Source organism: Pontibacter locisalis (genome assembly GCF_042684605.1).
Classification (GTDB): Bacteria; Bacteroidota; Bacteroidia; order Cytophagales; family Hymenobacteraceae; genus Pontibacter; species Pontibacter locisalis.
Map to the genome: position 1 here is coordinate 424211 of NZ_JBHULU010000021.1, position 17131 is coordinate 441341.

Annotated in this window: 14 protein-coding genes; 3 read left to right on the forward strand and 11 right to left on the reverse strand. The window is 46.6% G+C overall.

Going from position 1 to position 17131, the window contains the following annotated elements; genetic code table 11:
* Window positions 1-11: 11 nt before the first annotated feature.
* The 4 genes from ACFSRY_RS15785 to ACFSRY_RS15800 all read right to left on the reverse strand — a co-directional run bounded on the left by ACFSRY_RS15785 (window position 12) and on the right by ACFSRY_RS15800 (window position 5170).
* A complete protein-coding gene (locus ACFSRY_RS15785) occupies window positions 12-1256 on the reverse strand; it encodes an ABC transporter permease (RefSeq protein WP_377509849.1) in 1245 nt (414 codons plus the stop codon).
* Window positions 1257-1258: 2 nt separating this feature from the next.
* A complete protein-coding gene (locus tag ACFSRY_RS15790; RefSeq protein ID WP_377509852.1) occupies window positions 1259-1960 on the reverse strand; it encodes an ABC transporter ATP-binding protein in 702 nt (233 codons plus the stop codon).
* Between the two features lie 395 nt (window positions 1961-2355).
* Window positions 2356-3834 carry a TolC family protein gene (locus tag ACFSRY_RS15795; protein WP_377509855.1) on the reverse strand — a complete coding sequence of 493 codons (1479 nt, stop codon included), beginning with the start codon at window positions 3832-3834 and terminating at the stop codon, window positions 2356-2358.
* 91 nt (window positions 3835-3925) lie between these two features.
* A complete protein-coding gene (locus tag ACFSRY_RS15800) occupies window positions 3926-5170 on the reverse strand; it encodes an efflux RND transporter periplasmic adaptor subunit (RefSeq protein WP_377509858.1) in 1245 nt (414 codons plus the stop codon).
* 233 nt (window positions 5171-5403) lie between these two features.
* On the opposite strand from ACFSRY_RS15800, the gene ACFSRY_RS15805 reads away from it, so the two are divergent.
* On the forward strand, window positions 5404-6030 hold the full coding sequence (locus ACFSRY_RS15805) for a DUF6624 domain-containing protein (protein WP_377509861.1): 627 nt from the start codon (window positions 5404-5406) through the stop codon (window positions 6028-6030).
* 8 nt (window positions 6031-6038) lie between these two features.
* Here ACFSRY_RS15805 and ACFSRY_RS15810 read toward each other — a convergent pair whose 3' ends face one another.
* Genes ACFSRY_RS15810 through ACFSRY_RS15830 form a run of 5 tightly spaced genes read right to left on the reverse strand, consistent with a single transcriptional unit; the run spans window position 6039 to window position 10631 of the window.
* On the reverse strand, window positions 6039-7463 hold the full coding sequence (locus tag ACFSRY_RS15810; protein WP_377509864.1) for a glycosyltransferase family 2 protein: 1425 nt from the start codon (window positions 7461-7463) through the stop codon (window positions 6039-6041).
* An 11-nt stretch (window positions 7464-7474) separates the two neighbouring features.
* The gene (locus ACFSRY_RS15815; protein ID WP_377509867.1) at window positions 7475-8575 is read right to left on the reverse strand and encodes a HEAT repeat domain-containing protein; all 1101 of its coding nucleotides are present in this window, start codon (window positions 8573-8575) and stop codon (window positions 7475-7477) included.
* Window positions 8576-8577: 2 nt separating this feature from the next.
* Entirely contained in the window at window positions 8578-9819 is a 1242-nt protein-coding gene (locus tag ACFSRY_RS15820; RefSeq protein ID WP_377509870.1) for a YaiO family outer membrane beta-barrel protein, read from the reverse strand.
* Window positions 9819-10187 carry a response regulator transcription factor gene (locus tag ACFSRY_RS15825; protein WP_377509873.1) on the reverse strand — a complete coding sequence of 123 codons (369 nt, stop codon included), beginning with the start codon at window positions 10185-10187 and terminating at the stop codon, window positions 9819-9821. The genes ACFSRY_RS15820 and ACFSRY_RS15825 overlap by 1 nt, the downstream gene beginning before the upstream one ends.
* A gap of 51 nt (window positions 10188-10238) precedes the next feature.
* A complete protein-coding gene (locus ACFSRY_RS15830) occupies window positions 10239-10631 on the reverse strand; it encodes an Hpt domain-containing protein (RefSeq protein WP_377509876.1) in 393 nt (130 codons plus the stop codon).
* A 238-nt stretch (window positions 10632-10869) separates the two neighbouring features.
* On the opposite strand from ACFSRY_RS15830, the gene ACFSRY_RS15835 reads away from it, so the two are divergent.
* Complete coding sequence (locus tag ACFSRY_RS15835) at window positions 10870-12645, forward strand: aminopeptidase P family protein (protein WP_377509880.1); 1776 nt, start codon at window positions 10870-10872, stop codon at window positions 12643-12645.
* 338 nt (window positions 12646-12983) lie between these two features.
* Here the strand turns inward: ACFSRY_RS15835 and ACFSRY_RS15840 are convergent, their stop codons facing one another.
* Window positions 12984-15089, reverse strand: coding sequence for a T9SS type A sorting domain-containing protein (locus ACFSRY_RS15840; protein ID WP_377509884.1), 2106 nt, complete (start codon window positions 15087-15089; stop codon window positions 12984-12986).
* Between the two features lie 405 nt (window positions 15090-15494).
* Between ACFSRY_RS15840 and ACFSRY_RS15845 the strand changes: the two genes are divergently transcribed.
* The gene (locus ACFSRY_RS15845) at window positions 15495-16406 is read left to right on the forward strand and encodes an AEC family transporter (RefSeq protein WP_377509887.1); all 912 of its coding nucleotides are present in this window, start codon (window positions 15495-15497) and stop codon (window positions 16404-16406) included.
* Between the two features lie 38 nt (window positions 16407-16444).
* On the opposite strand, the gene ACFSRY_RS15850 is transcribed toward ACFSRY_RS15845, so the two are convergent.
* Entirely contained in the window at window positions 16445-17083 is a 639-nt protein-coding gene (locus ACFSRY_RS15850) for a hypothetical protein (protein WP_377509891.1), read from the reverse strand.
* Between the last annotated feature and the right edge of the window lie 48 nt (window positions 17084-17131).

The window sequence follows — 17131 nt, forward strand, 5'->3', positions numbered from 1 at the left end:
TACATGACGTATCATCTTTCACCTCCTTTCAGGGCTGCCACCACGTGCAACCTCGACATTTTATAAGCCGGGTACACGCCCGACACAATACCAAAAACAAGACAGATAACTAAGCTGTAGGCAAAAATAGTCAGGTTGATTGCCAGGCTAGAATGAGGAATGATTCCGCTGCTGTTGATCAGGGAAAGCACTCCCTGTGCCAGCAGTAAACCAAGGAAACCGCCTATAAACGTGAGGATCACGTTCTCTACCAGAAACTGCCCTACCAGCGTAGAGGAAGACGCTCCGAAGGCCTTCCGAACACCAATTTCAGAGGCTCGCTCTATGATGCGGCTGATGTTGATGTTGATCAGGTTTACTGTAGGCAAAAGCATGAAGAGCAGCATTCCGAGTGACACCCACCCAAAAAACAGGACAAGATTTACTTCGCCGTCGGCACGCATAATTGCTCTTACATAGGATTCTACCAGTGTATCGGCATGTATAAATACCTCCTTGTAATTAGAAGCGTCTGGGCCAACAATAGGAGCATTTCTGAAGGCTGCCTGAAACTCCTGCTTGATTGCCGGTAAATCAGAAGGAGATGCTGCTAGTATAATAGCCTCAAAGCTGCCACCAAACATTGGCTGCCGGTAATCCTCTTTCAGGTTAGTGTATGGCATCCACACATCAGCATGGGTGTTCATTCGTGTGGCCGGCACATTGTCTACCACACCTACTACTTTATATTTGGATCTGTCTATTTCTATGAATTCTCCGAGTGCTTTTTTATCGCCAAAGTAGTCTTGCCTGGTTGCTTCGTTAATCACTGCAACTCTGCCTATACTTTCTACATCTCCTTTTGTAAAAGGATTGCCCTCAATAAAATTGAAGTCCAGCACATTCCAGTAGTTGCTGTCTGTGAAGCGGACATCAAGTTCAATTTTACGGTTGTTGACATAAGCGTTGTAACCATACTCCCTGGTATAGACGGTAACATCCTGTGGCGTTTTAAGAGGAAGCACATACTTGTCCAGCACGTAATATCCGGGGTTTGTATTCATCGTGTATCCGTCTCCGATCATTTTCAGGCGGTTGACATAAAGCATCCTGTCTGTTTTGCTTTCCGGAGCTTCAGGCCCAAACAAGTGGCTGATCATGGCTGTAGCCACCATCAGCACCATCAGGGTAAAGCTGATGCCGAAGAGGCTGATGAAGGTGAAGAACTTGCGTCGCAAGAGCACCTTCCATGCTATTTTGAAGTAGTTCTTAAGCATGGCTATACGGCTTGGAAATTTCCATACATCTTAGCGTCAGATACCTGCTGCCCGTCAGAGAAACGAACCAGGCGCTCTGTTTTAAGCGCCATGTTCTCATCGTGCGTCACCATTACGATGGTGGTGCCATCCTGCTGGTTCAGTTCAAGCAGAATGTTCATGATTTCCTCGCCCATAACAGAGTCCAGGTTACCGGTTGGCTCATCGGCAAGTATAATCTCTGGCTGGCCGATTAAGGCACGTGCAATAGCCACACGTTGGCGCTGGCCGCCTGAGAGCTGACTAGGGTAGTGTTTGGTACGGGCACTTAAACCTACTTTTTCTAAGGCATGCTTGGCTCTTTGCGTGCGCTCCGAGGCAGAGATACCACTGCGGTAGAGCAGAGGAAGCTCCACGTTGTCAAGCACACTCAGGTCGCTTACCAGGTGATAACTTTGGAAAACGAACCCGATCTTCTGATTTCGGATATGTGCCAGCTCTTTGTCTTTATAGCTGCGAATTACATGCCCGTCAATTTCAACAGTACCGCTGGTAGGGATGTCGAGCAGGCCCATGATATTAAGCAGCGTTGACTTACCGCAGCCCGACGGACCCATGATGGAGAGAAATTCGCCTTTCGGAACCATTAGGTTCACGTTCTGCAGGGCCACCGTCTCGATTGACTTTGTCTGGTAGACCTTTTCGATGTTGGATAGCGTGATCATAGTTTTAAATATAAATGTTTTTGGCGTGATTATTTTTATGTCTCTATTTTCTGTATAGCCCATGTTAGGGATTTATTCTTTTGCTGTTCTACTTAGCTGCCGTTCATCCTCAGTCCTGCTTGCTACTAGTTTCATTCTTGCTTTGGTGCGCTACAGGCCGCGGGGCCTCGTCTTCCCGCATCGCGCGGTGTTCCCTTCCTTTGCTACCCTTCAGTCGCAATGCCTGCGGCACCGGAATCTCACAAGGCGCTCTTTTTCGAGGGCCCCTACCCCCACGGAAAGACGGGGATCATTTCCAATAGCCACTGTTCTCTGCAATAAACTCCCCTCCTGGGAGTAGGGGCCCTCGAGAAAAGACAAGGAGGGGCAGGTGTGGTTAGATTTTACGCCCTTCATTACTCATGCAGTGCCTCCGCTACAATGGGTTGTTGCTGTTCAAAGTCATATAATGTTAGTTGTCTCAGGTTATAATAAGCTTCCCAGAACTCACTCAGGGAAGCAATGTAGGCGCGCCTTGCCTGGTCTTTCTCCGCGAGCGCTATGTTCAGTTCTGTAATGCTGATGCGGCCGATAAGAAAAGTGCTCCGGGCGATTTCGTAACGCTCTGTAGCAATTGCATCTGCCTCGGCTGTAGTTTTAATGCGGCTTTTTAAGGTATTGTATTGGTTCACCTGCGTCATCACGGCCTGCTCAAAATTTGTCTCTTCCTGGCTGATGGTGTACTCCACGAGCTGTTGGTTCAGTGCAGCTACTTTCGTAATCGAACGCTGGCGGCCCCAGTCCAGCAGAGGCATGGTGAAGCCGATACGGGCACGTTGTTGGTTTTCAGGGCGATTGTAAATGTCTGTAAAATCAGAGCCTTGGTCTGTAAGGCCGAAGGTGGCAAATACGCTGGCGTTAAAACCATTTTCACCGCGGGCTTTGGCAACCATACTCTCCGCTTCCAGCAACCTCCTCCTGAAGTTGATGCTTTCTTTGCGGTTCTTTTTAGCTTCTGCAAGTGCCACAGCAACTTCAATACTTATTTCGGGAATGCGCTCAGGAACCTGCAAGCCGAAATGGTTGCTGTCTTTTAGCCCTACATAATTCCGAAGTGCCAAGGCCGCTGTCTGTTCATCCAGCGTAGCTTGTGCCAAGGCTAAATCAGCGTTCAGTACGGCCAAGCGCAACTGCAGCAGATCGTTCTTAGACATGCGGCCGAGATTATACTTCTCCTGCGCCACCTGGTAAAGTGTATCGTTGTTGGCCAGGTTTTTGGCGGCTATGCCCTGGTTTACCTGTGCCAGCAACAGATCGAAGTACAACTGTGTGGCTGTTACGGCTATCTGCTCCCGGTCCTCTATAAATTTCTTCTGTGATTCTTCGTAGCGTAAGGGTTCGATTTTCTTCGTCCACTTCAGGGCGTTGTAGGCAAACAGCGGTTGTTCCAGCCCTATAATGGCAGGGTTGCTGTTATAACGGGTCATGTCGCGGTCAAAGTCATCGAAACGCTGCATAAGTGACGTAACGAATACTCTGCCACCAGTTGGGCTGATTGCCTGGCTCAGCGTTAGTCCCAGATCAGAGTTGTTGATAGACACCGGCCTGAATTCTGTGGTGCCATCTGGTTGAATAACAGGCGTAATGGTGCGGCTGAAATTAGGCAATGTGCCGTTAAGGCTAAGCTGTGGCCTGTATTCTGATTTAACACTGCGCCACTGCCAGTAGCTGTTCTCCCGGCTGGTTTCCACCTGCAGCGCCTCCGTAGACTGCTCCTGCGCCAAAGTGATCACCTCCTGCAGGCTTAGTTGCCGTACATCTGGCTGTGCTGTACTTTGGCCGCAGTGCAGTACCAGGAGCACAAACAGCAAACAAAATGTGTAACAGTTTTTCATAGTTTTATTTTGTGATCTTTTCGAGTCGCTGGTAAGAATTCCCGAATGATGGCTATTTATCGAAGTCAGGTTTCTTGTTGCAATAACTTCACTAATTCACCTTCATTCTCTTCAAGTGCTCATGCTCCCGCATGTCTGAGATAACCACTTCATCACCTGCCTGTACACCATCCTCTAGTTCTATAAAATCAGGGTTACTTACTCCAATTTGAACAGGTACACGCACCAGTTCATCCTCGCGGAGCACATACACCTGGTTTCCTGAAGTATTCTTAAAATAGTCGCCGTTTTTCACACGCAGGGTGCTTGGTTTGGTGGCAGTAGTAAGGTTCACATCCACGCGCAGGTTGGGGCGAAGCAGCTTGTGAGCTTCCTCTAAAAGGGCTATGAAAAAAGTAACGGTGCCGTTTGTTACAGTTGGCTCGATGGCGGCAACTGTGCCTTTTAGGTCTGTGTTGTTCACACGTACAGTTGCTTCACCGCCTAGGTGCAGCTGCTCTGCATAAGTATCCGAAATGGTGGCTTGTACTCTAAAGCTGCTCAGGTCTGCGAGGCGCGCAATTACTTCACCGGCATTCACGCTGCTGCCTACTTCGTTTTTCACCCAGGTTACTACACCCGGGCGTGTGGCGCGTACTTCTGCCTGCTGCATCTTGCGCTCCAGTTCTTCCAGTGAGCGGCCGTTCATAGCCAGGGTATAGCTGAGTTCCTGCTTGTCTGCCTTTAGCAGTTCCCGTTCATTTAAAATATCACGCTCCAGTTGTGCAAGCTCCTGCTGCGCGATTTTTAAATTGAGCTCTGCCTGTTTTACCTGCTCTTGAGTTCCGCCGCCGATCTTAAGCAGGTACTGCTCATCCGCTAACCTTGCCTGCAGGCTTTTCACGTTCATGCGCTTAATGGCCAGCTGCGATTCCAGTGTATTCAGCTTCTTTTCCAGTTGCAGGCGCATTTGCACATTCTTGTGCTGGTTCAGTTGTTGTTCGTCTTTTAGTTTATCGTAGGCAAGTTGTGTAAAGGAACGGTCGAGGAGGAGCACCTGGTCACCTGGCTGTACCTGCTCACCATTGTTGCGTACCACCTGCTCAATGCGGGCCTGTATGGGGCTGGTAATCACCAGCTCATGCTCCGGCACCACTACGCCCGAAGCGCTTAGCGTTGCCTGCACCGGACCTCGCTCCACAACTGCTGTGCGGATTTCGCTGCGGCTGATGCTTGGCGTAATCAAGGTTCTGAAGCCGAAAACGGCGGCAAGCACTAAAGCGACGGCGATACCTATTTGCCAGATGCGCTTCCGGTTGTTGGCTTGCTTTACTGAGGCTGATAAGTCACGATCCATAGTTTTGTTTCATACTTGCTTGGAACGGTATAGCCAATTTAGGTGCCAGTTGTATAAGTTATTTATTATCAAATAAATACACACAAAATAGCTGCAATTTAGGAGCTTTGAAGTGTTCAAAAGTGAACAGTCTGTTCGGTTTTAAAAGCGGTAGTAACAGAATATACAGCAGTAAATTTTATCAGATATAGCTAAGTTAATGTACCTTTCAATACACATGTTCCTGTTCCTCTATGAAGCAATGCCTTAGCCTCCTGATCCTGCTAATACTCTATAGCTGTAACTCTCAACCTTCCATAAATAAGGAGGCGCTGTCAAAGGAGTTGGAGGAGATTTATCAACTTGACCAGAAATACAGAAAAGCAATGGGGGCTGTTCATCAGGAGTATGGATTTAACTCACCGGAAATGAATGAACTTTTGGTAAAGCAGCAGCGAATTGATTCTGCCAATCTTCAGCGGGTTATGAAGATCATTGAACAGGTAGGCGGGTATCCGGGAAAGTCCTTAGTGGGACAATCAGCAAGTGAGGTCACTTTCTTTGTACTGCAGCATGCCCCGGACAGCGTTCAGGAAAGGTACTATGATATGATTATTAACGCTGCTAAAAACAAGGAGCTTAATGTAAGTTTAGCAGCTATGTACCAGGACCGCTATTTGATGCACAGGGGAAAGCCTCAAATCTATGGAACACAGATACGCAGTGAGTACAGGACTGATGCAAAAACAGGTGCAAGAATGGATACAACATATGTGTGGCCGATTGCAGACACAACTAAAATTGATTCTTTAAGGATGTGGAATGGCCTGGGACCTCTTGAGGAATACCTGAACAAATTTGGGATTAGTAGATGGAAGTAAAATCGAGGTTAGCTCTTTTTCTGAGAAAAGCCTGCCCTTGTCATTTCACCCCAGCTTTTTTTACCGGTGAGTAAGTCGTAGTTTCCTTTGACAGCAGCCCACACAGTAAGAGGGTGGTAGAAGAATGGCTCCAGTAATGCTGAAAGTATCAGGCGGAGCATGTGTCTTGGCCGCTTGTACTGCTGGTAAGATCTTTCTTCGAAGAGAATCGCAAACACAGAGATCATGATGGCAAAGGTATACACCAGGCCCAGGAATGAGAAAAAATACATCCAGTTAGCATAGCCCAGCAAAACAAGGCAGATGAAGAAGATGATACCAAAGAATTCAATCAGGGGCGCTAACCACTCAAACAGCACCCATGCCGGAAGACTAATCATACCCAGCACACCATAACGCCTGTTCAGGATCATCTTCCGGTGCAGCATTAACGTTTCAGCTGTCCCTCGAGTCCAGCGGTTTCGTTGCTTGTTCAGGATACTCCAGGTCTGAGGAGCCTCTGTCCAACAGAGTGGATCTGGTATAAAAGCAACCTTGCAAGGCTTCTTTTCTTCATACATCATGCGGCGCATACGCACCAGCAGTTCCATGTCTTCCCCAACAGTGTTGTGGTTATAACCTCCTGCTTTTATTACAGTAGCTTTATGGAACATACCAAAGGCTCCGGAAATGAGCAATAGCCCGTTTATGTGTGCCCAGGCCATGCGGCCCATCAGAAACGCCCGGAAATACTCAAGCACCTGCACCCGTGCTATAAACTTATCAGGTACCTGTACTTTAATCAGCCGTCCCTCTTCTATCACACAGGAATTAGCGATTCTGATTACGCCTCCTGTGGCTATCACCTGGCTCTTTTCCTCCATAAAAGGTTTTACCAGTTTCAGAAGCGAGTCCGACTCCAGAACACAATCAACATCTATACAGGCTATGTACTTGTTGCCGGACACATTTATACCCACATTCAAGGCATCAGCTTTGCCGCCATTAACCTTATCTACCACTACCAACTTATGGTAAGCAGGATTTTTTGCTTTATAAATTCCTCTGACAGGCTTTGTAGTTACATGTTCATGTAGCAGCCAGTCAACTCTCTCCAACTCATAAGCCTCGATAAGCAGGTCCAGGGTATTGTCTTTGCTGCCATCATTCACAATAATCACTTCATAGTTGTTGTAATGAAGGGCAAGTAGTGATCTTACATTATCCACAATGGTCATGGATTCATTGTATGCAGGGGCAATGAGCGAAACAGAAGGGGCAAATTGTGAGGACAGTAGCGTGCGGTAATCAACGAAACTGTTCTGCTTCTTATACCTTCTCATCGCTCTGGCAGAAAGCCCGGCCAGTAAAAGGTAACTCAGGCTAATACTGATCTCATATACCAATATAAGGTTGTTGAAAAACACACCTGCCTGGAAGATATAATAGTTCATCAGCTCCTTCATTACCTAAAACTTAGCGCACTTGCTGCCAGTGCCTGTAAAATGTGCTCAGGGTCATTTTTGATAGCTCTTAACTTTTCTTTTCCTTCATGCGAACTCATATAGATTGCCTGGGCAGCAGCAAGTTGAAATCTTTTATCATTCTCCTTCAGCAACAGTTCATAAAAAGGTATTATTTCAGAGCCCCCTATAACCGCCAGAGTTTTAAGAATCTTTAACCGGATTTCTATAGTTTCGTGCTCATACAGGCTGGTAAGGATCGGAATAGCCTCAAAAGCTTCCAGGTGCCGAAGCGTTATCACTGCCTCCTCGCGTACTTTTTCAGAAGAATGTTGTAGTAATTGCAGGATCTGGGGAAGTGCATTATGCTGCCCATAATACGCGATCATGCGGAGGCTGAAGACTACAATGCTTTCTTCCCGATTACTTAGCCACTGCTTAAAATCTGGTATTGCCAGCAGTTGAGCTTTACTCGCTGCACGTGCCAGTTGTAGTTGTTGCCAATCCATGAGTGGCTCCTCCAGGTCATCGAGCAGGGCAAACAATCCATCCTTTTTCAGCTTAAGCAAGGCTACCTGGGCCTCGGAGCGGAGCACAGGGTGCGGGTGGTTCACAAACGTGCGGATCAGGCTGCTGTATTCCCGCATCTCCATTTCAGCCAACTCACCGATTCCTTTTGCTATTAAATCCCAGGAACCTGAGTATAGCTTTTGTTTGGAATAGTTATGGAGCCCGAGCTGGAGGTAAAGATGGCGCAGTTTTTCTGCCGATTCACCAATCAAACTTTTATGCAGCAAAAGTAGGTTCTCCAACACAATATGCCTGTTTCTTGCTTTTAGAACATACTGCCTGCAAAAGCTCTTTATGTCCATTTCAGAAACATTCTCTTCGAATAAGTAGGAGGAAAGGAAATGCTGTATTACACTTTCTACTCTGTTCCTGCGGGCGTACCTTATCCCATCTCTTAACCTGCTTAAAAGGATGAACAGGAATAAGAGAACTGTAACAGTGAGAAACAGCGCAGACAAAGCAAAATTAAACTTTACCAGCCCGTCATCGGGCAGGGCTCCATAGAATAGCGCTATGTTGGTAACTTTTGGCACTATCAGAATTTATAATGAAAGGATAAGCCGCTTGTAAACCGATTTCTGGTGCTGTTTTCAGCATACTCTTCTTTTTCGTATTGCATTAGTCCCCCTAGCAAGTACCTTGAACCCAAGCGAATTTGTCCTTCTAAACCTATTCTGGAAGCATCCAGTCTTTTGATTTCCTGCAAAGCCACTTGCTCAGAAGGAGTACTTCCTTTGGAGAGAGAAAGGGAAACAAATTCATCACTGTGCCGGAAATATCTTCTTACCTGTAAGATGCCCGTTGCCTGCCAGTTACTGTGCTGGAACTGAACGAAGGGCCGAAATGCTGCCCAATACTTGTGGAAGTATACACCAAAGTGGCCGGTGTATAGCAACACTGTCTCCTGCTCAAAGGCAAGAGTGCGTAAACCCAGCGAAGCCTCCATCTGATGAGGAAGTATGCGATACAGTTCTGCACCAGCTCTGTAGGCTGGAAAAATTTCACTATCAGAAGCTCCAACGCTCAGGTAAGCGTATGTTTTTTCATTCAGGCGTGGCCAGGCCTCCAACTCTGCCTGTAAAGCCTTTTTGCCAAAGCGTTCGGCATAATTTATTTTGCCTGCAAAGGTGGCCTTCGCTGTTTTTCGAGTGTACTGTATGGTGCCTAGTTGCCAGTTAGAGATATCCTGATCAAAAGAGGTTAGCTGAAAGCTTATACCAAGCTGATTACTGCGGCTTAAATCCGCAAGCTGGTTTTGAAGGTCCAGAAGCCTTTCATCGGTTGGAGTATTTTTTAAAGCTGTGTGTATGAATGCTGTGGCCTCTTTATACTTCTGGAGATCACGTAAGGCAAGTACTTTTGCTAAGGCTAGATCAGGGGAACCCGGCGCTACAGAAAGCCCTTGCTCGGCATACAGTAAAGAACTTTTAGCTTCTCCTGCCCATAGCTCCACGGATGACAGCACCAGCAGCACTTCCTCTTTGGAAGAGGCTGTCTGTAATAAAGGTACTAACACTACCCGGGCAGAATCATAGTTTTTCTCCCAAGCATAGGTGCGCCCGATCAAAAGAGCTGCATCCGTATATTCCGGTGCCTGCTCCAATACTTTTCGGGCCTGCTTTCTGGCATTTTCATACTTCTTTTGTACTACAAGCTGTTGTGCCACTTGCATCAGTGAATCTGTATTCAGACCTGCCTGTGCATTTGTAATACCTGGAAAGGTGAGTAGGAGAAAAAGTATAGCTGTACTACATAAAAAGAAATGAAGGAGCTTCATCAGGCAAAAGTCTTGCGTACAAGTAACCGCTTCACCCGAAGGGAAAGCTCCCCCGGACTAAATGGTTTGGCTATAAAATCATCAGCTCCAAGTTTGAAAGCTTCCATCACGGTACTTTCCTCATCGGCGGCAGAAAGAACAATAACAGGTAAACTGGGATTTACAGATTTAATGTATGAAAGCAGTTCCATGCCCATCACAAAGGGGAGCATCAGGTCCGTAATAACTAAATTAAAGTTATCGCTTTTCAGTTTTGCCAATGCTTCTCTGCCTGTGCGGGCAACATCTACCGTATAGTCCTCTTTCTTCAATCGAAATTCGAGCGCGCGAAGGATCATTTCATCATCCTCAATTACCAGTATCTTCATAACGCCAGTTATTAATTTGTTTTCAGGGGTCGTGGGTTTTTAACCTAATAGTTACAGAAGCGGTTCCAGTTCTGCCCTAATGTGGATAAATAGCTGCAGCAGGCTAGCATGAAACAGATCTAGAGTTATTTTAACAGAGCCTTCAACTTCTGAAACTTCAAAATGCTTTAATGTTGCCAGCATACTTTCAGCGCCAACCATAGCTACTGAAGATTTAAGTTTGTGGGCTACTTGTTTTGCTGTTGTTAAGTCTTCAGCTTCTGCTGCTTTTTCCAACTTTTCAAGCTCCATAGGAACCTGCTTCAAGAAAAGCCTGATCATCTCCTTTATGAACTTACTATCGCCGCCAGACATCCTGTTCAGGTAGTCAAGGTTACAGATTGACTTTTGTTGTACATTTTCTGGTATGCCTGCATCTGATGTCTGATTGGCCTGTATTGTCATTATCTAAAGAAGATGTTGGAATTAAGCTTTTTGTGGTGTAGTTGGCTCTTGTTTAGACCATTACTGCTATGCAAAGGTGACTATAAAAGTGGGACATTTGCAATATAGTTTTCAAACAAATTTACTCCTTTTACACATCGGAATACCCAAATCTTAGGCCCTTGCTGCAGGTTTTCTCCCCATCTTTCTTTATTTTGCCTCAAAGAGAATTTTGCCTTAAAAAGATAAAACCAGAAAGATGACCTACAAAGAAAGATTAGCAGCTATCCGAAGCCAGATGAAGGGCGAGGGCGTGAGTGCCTACATCATTCCTTCGGCAGATCCACATATAAGCGAATATGTTCCTGATCGGTATAAATGTATAGAGTTTGCCTCGGGCTTTACCGGCTCAGCAGGTACACTGGTGATTACCGAGGAAGCCGCTCACCTGTGGACGGATGCGCGCTATTTTGTTCAGGGCAATGAGCAATTAGAAGGCACTGGTTTTGAGCTGGCAAAACTACGCGTACAGCATGCTCCCGAATATATTGACTGGCTGGCTGAGCGCCTCCCTGCTGGTAGTACTGTGGCCTATGATGGGAAGTTAATTTCAGTGAGCCTGGCACAACTGCTGGAGTCTCAACTAATTCCTATAGGTTTAAAAATAAACAGCGACCGTGATTACCTGGACCCGATCTGGCAGAACAGGCCGGAACTTCCTTCAGCACCTGCTTTCCTATTAGGAGAGGATGTGGTAGGAGAGTCGCTGGAAAGGAAATTAGAAAGGCTACGCGCAGCCCTGAAAAAGCAAAGAGCAGAATACCATCTTATTTCTTCTTTAGACGACCTGGCCTGGCTTTTTAACATGCGTGGTTCTGATGTAAAGTGTAACCCTGTAGTACTCAGCTTTGCCCTTATAAGCCAGGATAAAGCCATGCTTTTTGTGGATACCGCTAAATTTAGTGAAGGCGACCTTGACAGGCTAAAGTCAGCAGGTGTGGAGCTGGAAACGTACGATATGATTGAAAGAGCTGTTTCTGCCATTCCTGGAAACAGTATTCTGGTTGATCCGCGGCGTAATTGCTATGCCCTTTATAAAGAACTGCCGAAAGAAGTGCGGGTGATACAGGAAACAAACCCGACTACCTACTTCAAGGCCATGAAAAATGAAGTAGAGGTAGAGCACACCCGCAAAACGATGGTTAAGGATGGGGTGGCATTAACGCGTTTCTTTAAGTGGCTTGAGGAGAATATCGGCAAGACGAAAATCACGGAGCTTTCTGTAGCTGCAAAAGTGCGAGAACTACGTGCAGAACAGGAGGGCTTCGTGGGTGAAAGTTTTGATACTATTGCCGGTTACAAGGCGCATGGTGCCCTGCCTCACTACAGGGTTACTCCTGAAAGCGATGCAGAACTGCAGCCGGATGGCTTGTTCCTGCTCGATTCAGGGGGGCAGTATACTTCCGGAACAACTGATATTACCCGCGTTGTATCTCTTGGGAATCTCACGGAAGAAGAAAGTATAGATTATACTTTGGTATTAAAAGGAATGATCGACGGTTCTACAGCCCGATATCCAAAAGGCTCCAAAGGTTACCAGATAGATGCCATTACGCGTAAGCCGCTGTGGGATTACGCCCGCAATTTTGGACACGGTACCGGTCATGGGGTGGGCTTTTTCCTGAATGTGCATGAGGGGCCGCATGTGCTCAACCCAACCCCCACAGCTGTTGATCTTGAACTAGGTATGATCTCTTCTGTAGAGCCTGGTTTGTACCGGACAGGTAAGCATGGTATCCGTATCGAGAATTTAGTACTTACCATACAGGATGAGACAAATGAGTTTGGGGAGTTTTATGCTTTTGAGCATCTGACCCTGGCGCTGATTGACACAACGCCTGTAAAGAAGGAGCTCCTGGAGGCGTACCAGATCGAGTGGTTGAATGAGTATAACCAACTGGTAGTGGAAAAGCTGGGGCCACATCTGAAAGAAGATGAGCTAGCATGGCTGAAGGAAAAAGCAAAAGCAATATAGGCTAATTTTTAAGGTCCCGGCTGCACTTGTAGCCGGGACTTTTAATTTATATCCCCTGTTCTCTTCAGATAAGGCAGAGCTAGGATTACAGCATTATACATTGGAAAGCGTGAAAATAGGTGGTACAATGCGGGAATACATACTTTTCATTGATACCGAAACAACAGGTAACTTCCAATCAAGTATCAAGATAAATTTTACGGATTCTTTAATTAGCTAGGAATTAAACTGAGCGACTGGTCCTTTAACTTTTGATCAGAGGATTTGTAAGTCCTCTTAAAAGAAGCAGGCTATACCTTTTGCGGTATAGCCTGCTTCTTTTAATCTAAACGTTGTATTTAATTTTTTAAAAGCAGCCGCAGTGTTTTCACCTCGTCCGCTGTGGTAAGGCGTAAATAGTATACTCCCTCGCGCAGCTTTTCGGCCTTCAGCTCCAGGCTGACCTGCCCACCAGCTTTGGCTGTGCCTTCTCCTACAACACTCACCTTTTTGCCGTTGGCGCTGTGGAGCTCAAGCAGGTATGGTCCATCCTCGGGCAGGGAGAGTTCCACGGTAGCCCTGTCGCGCAGCGGGTTCGGGTAAACGGTGAGGGAAAGGGCAGCTTTGGCTTTTTTGCCTTTTACTTTGGCGATGCTATTTGAGCTACAGCCGCCCAATTTATCTCCGGAGTGGTTGCGCAGGTGCGCGGCCACGGCGGAAGGGGAGATGCAGATCACCTTGCCCTTGTGGCAGAGCAGCACCTTGCCGTTGCCGCAGCGGACATCAATTACCGTAATGGTGACCGAGGCTGTGGCCGAGCAGGTGCCGTTGTAGGCCGTGACGGTGAAGGTATAGGTGCCGGCGCTGTTAGGGGTGAAGACAGGATCAGCTGCAGTGGTGCTGCTCAGGCCGCTGGCAGGGCTCCACGCAAAGCGCTCGCCGCCGCTTGCCACCAGCTGCACGCGCTGTTGGCCATAGCCCAAATAGATGGTGCTGGCGTCGCCGCCGGTGAAGACTTCAGAAGAAGGGATGACGGCGATGGAAGGGGTAGGAGGGATGCAAGCAGTTTCAGTCCCTAGTTTTACTAGCCAATAGTCAATAGCCCGTCCACGTTTCGGCTCACTTTTGTCTCCACTAACCTCTGACGACGAGGACCCAGCGATTATATATTCACCGGAAGTGACTTCTTTAATAGTAGACAATCCATCTCCGCTGTTCCCTCCAATTGTCTTGTCCCATTCTATATCTCCTTTGGCGTCTATCTTTAGAATCCAAAAATCGGTGTTGCCTTTACTGTCTTCACTTTTTTCGCCAGAGGCATCAGACTCAGAGACACCACCCAGAACATAACCTCCATCGCTAGTCTGCTGAATCGATGATAACTCATCTGAATCGGTGCCACCGTAGGTACGGTCCCACTCTTTGTTCCCATTACTATCTGTCTTCACTATCCAATAATCACCAAATTCTCCCCCTCTGAATTCCTCACTCCTGTCTCCTCCTATTCTTGAACCAGATGATCCACCAAGCAAGTAACCGCCATCTTCCGTCTGTATAACGTCAGATAGGTAATCTGCCAGGAGCCCACCAAAGGTTTTATCCCACTCTTTATTTCCTTCCGCGTCTATTTTTATTATCCAGTAGTCCTGTCCCATATCCATATCATCATTGTCTCCCCAGTTTGGTTCACTCTTATCACCTGAAACATCTGATTCAGAAGAACCTCCCAAAATATAGCCTCCGTCATTGGTCTGCTGAAGCTGAGTTAACCAGTCTATTGTGTTTCCTCCATAAGTACGATCCCATTCTATGTTTCCTTCAGCATCTAGCTTGATTACCCAGAAGTCGGTTTCTCCTCTTGAGGCTTCACTTTTTTCACCACTAACTCCCGAGCTAGAGGCACCGCCCAGCAAATATCCCCCATCTGAGGTTTGAATGATGTCACTAAGCCAGTCAGATTCTTCTCCGCCAAAAGTTTTCTCCCACTCCAGCTTACCCTGTGCATCTACCTTTATTACCCAATAGTCGAAGCCGCCTCGCGATTCTCCTGATTTTTCTCCGCTATTTCCGGAAAGGGACCTACCGCCAAGAATGTATCCTCCGTCGCTGGTTTGTTGTAGGGAGCTAAATATCTCACTTGCACTGCCTCCGTAGGTCTTATCCCACTCTATGTTTCCTTCGGCATCTACTTTTACTATCCAAAAATCTTCTTCTCCCCGTTGAGCGCCAGTTTTGTCACCGCTTTCTCCAGATAGGGATGTACCACCAAGGATGTAGCCCCCATCACTTGTTTTATCCATGTCACCTAAAACATTCCCGTAATCTCCCCCATACGTCCGGTCCCACACAACTTCTTGGGCAAAGGCAGGTAAGGCAAGTGACAATAAGAGTACAAGAAAAAGCAGTCCTCTGCTAAGGCGGTACCATCTGATAGCGGCAACTAAATAAAGGAAATTTGTTTTCATAGCATGTGGTGTAGGTATATGTGAAATGTTGACAGGTCTGATGAAATTAAATGCCTGACTGCGGAAGCAGTAGTGGTGAGTATAATCAGATTCAGCAGCTGTAACACATTCTATATCAGGAGTGCCACAGGTAAAGGGATATTCCCGATCCATTTAGGGTGGTAATTGAGAGGTTGTATAGGGTGTTTAAATTTATACTTAAGCTATAAAAAATTGTTTTATGTTAATAGTGTGTGCTGTTTTATTTATAGTCTACTTCTACTTTCTGCAAGTATTGACTCTGCTACCCTTTGCCTGCAGCCCATTTTGGGAGAAGGGTCAGACTAGCTGACAAATTTCTACATTTATTAGCTTTACCTTTGCAGGCTGTGCCGGAGCAGTGGTGTACAGTTACAAAAACCATACATGAGCAGCTTTATACTATTATTTGGATGCCTTACCTTAGGCACAATTCTACAAAGGGTAAAAAACTTTCCGATGAACACCCCTCTGGTGTTGAACCAGTTCATTATTTACATTTCACTACCTGCGCTGGCTTTATACTTTATTCCTGAGGTAACGCTGAATAAAGCAATTTTACTGCCGGTGGGTGTTGCCTGGATATGCTTTGCAGGTTCTGCCCTTCTATTCTGGAGCTTGGGTAGGATGTTTGGCTGGTCCCGCAAACTTATTGGGTGCCTAATTCTTACTGCTGGTTTGGGAAACACTTCTTTTATTGGCTTCCCGGTAATTGAGGCGCTTTACGGTAAAGAAGGGTTGAAAACAGCTATACTGATTGACCAACCAGGTACTTTCTTTGTTCTTTCCACCTTCGGGATTGCGCTTGCAGCTTATTTCTCAAAGGGGAAGCCGGACCCAAAAGCCATAGCTCGCAAGATCTTTACTTTTCCACCTTTCCTGACATTCATGCTGGCGCTGTTGCTAAACGTGTTTAACCTGCATTTTTCAGATGATCTTAAGGAGGTTTTTCAGCGTCTGGGTAGCACAGTTACACCTCTGGCGCTTATTTCGGTTGGCCTGCAACTACGGCTGGAGCGCAGAAGCAAGCACTGGGGGTTTTTAGCATTAGGCTTAAGTTACCAACTACTGCTGGCCCCCTTGCTGATTTATTTGCTGTATGTGCAGGTGCTGGGAATAAGAGGAGAAATGGTGCAGGTAACCATCATGGAAGCAGCAATGGCACCTATGATCACAGCAAGTATCGTTGCGGCTTCCTATGGCTTAAAACCCCGCCTTGCCAACATGATGATTGGTTTTGGGATTCCGATCTCCTTTCTGACTTTGGCGGTTTGGTATTGGCTTGTACAGGGTATTTAGTGAGTAAACATTAATACTCTGCACTTAAAGATCAGTGGCTAATCTTCCGGCTCTTCGTAGGTGTCCAGTTTGATCTTCTCGATCATCAGGTAATTCTTGAACTGGTGGATAAGTTTATCCATTTCACGCTCTTTTTCAGCCAGTGCTTCAACTTCTTCGTCAGAGGTTTGTAGAACGGGGCGCAAGCGGAACAGGCTATCCTGTAGTTGTGGTATAGCGGCTTCGGTATGCTGTCTTATTTCCTCGTTCTGCTCCTCCTGCAGGCTTTGCTCCAACTCCTGGATATACATCTCCAGGAACTCTACCATGTGCCACGGATTGTTTGGGCGGTTCCAGGTAAAGGTGGTGTTACAGCGGCGGCAACGATAGGTATTGCACTTCCAGCCATGCTCATTATTCGTAACACCATTCTTTTTCAGCATATCTGCTTTCTGACATTTAGGGCACTGGGCATTATCCTCAATCACTTTCTCCAGCCGCTCGCGCTTATCCAGTATCGCTGCACGGTTTTGGGCATGATTGTAAAGCTGGGTTTCCAGGTTCTGGCATGCTTTAGTAAGCTGCTCATGCTCCTGGCTAAGTTCACCCGTCTCCATTAACTGCGCAGCACGCTTGCTAAAGAAGCGTATTAGCTTTATAAGTTCTCTCTCGTTTGCCTTCAGTGCTGTATTGTTCATATCAAATGCTTTGTACAAAGGTACTAAAATTTAGAAGAACCAGCCTCC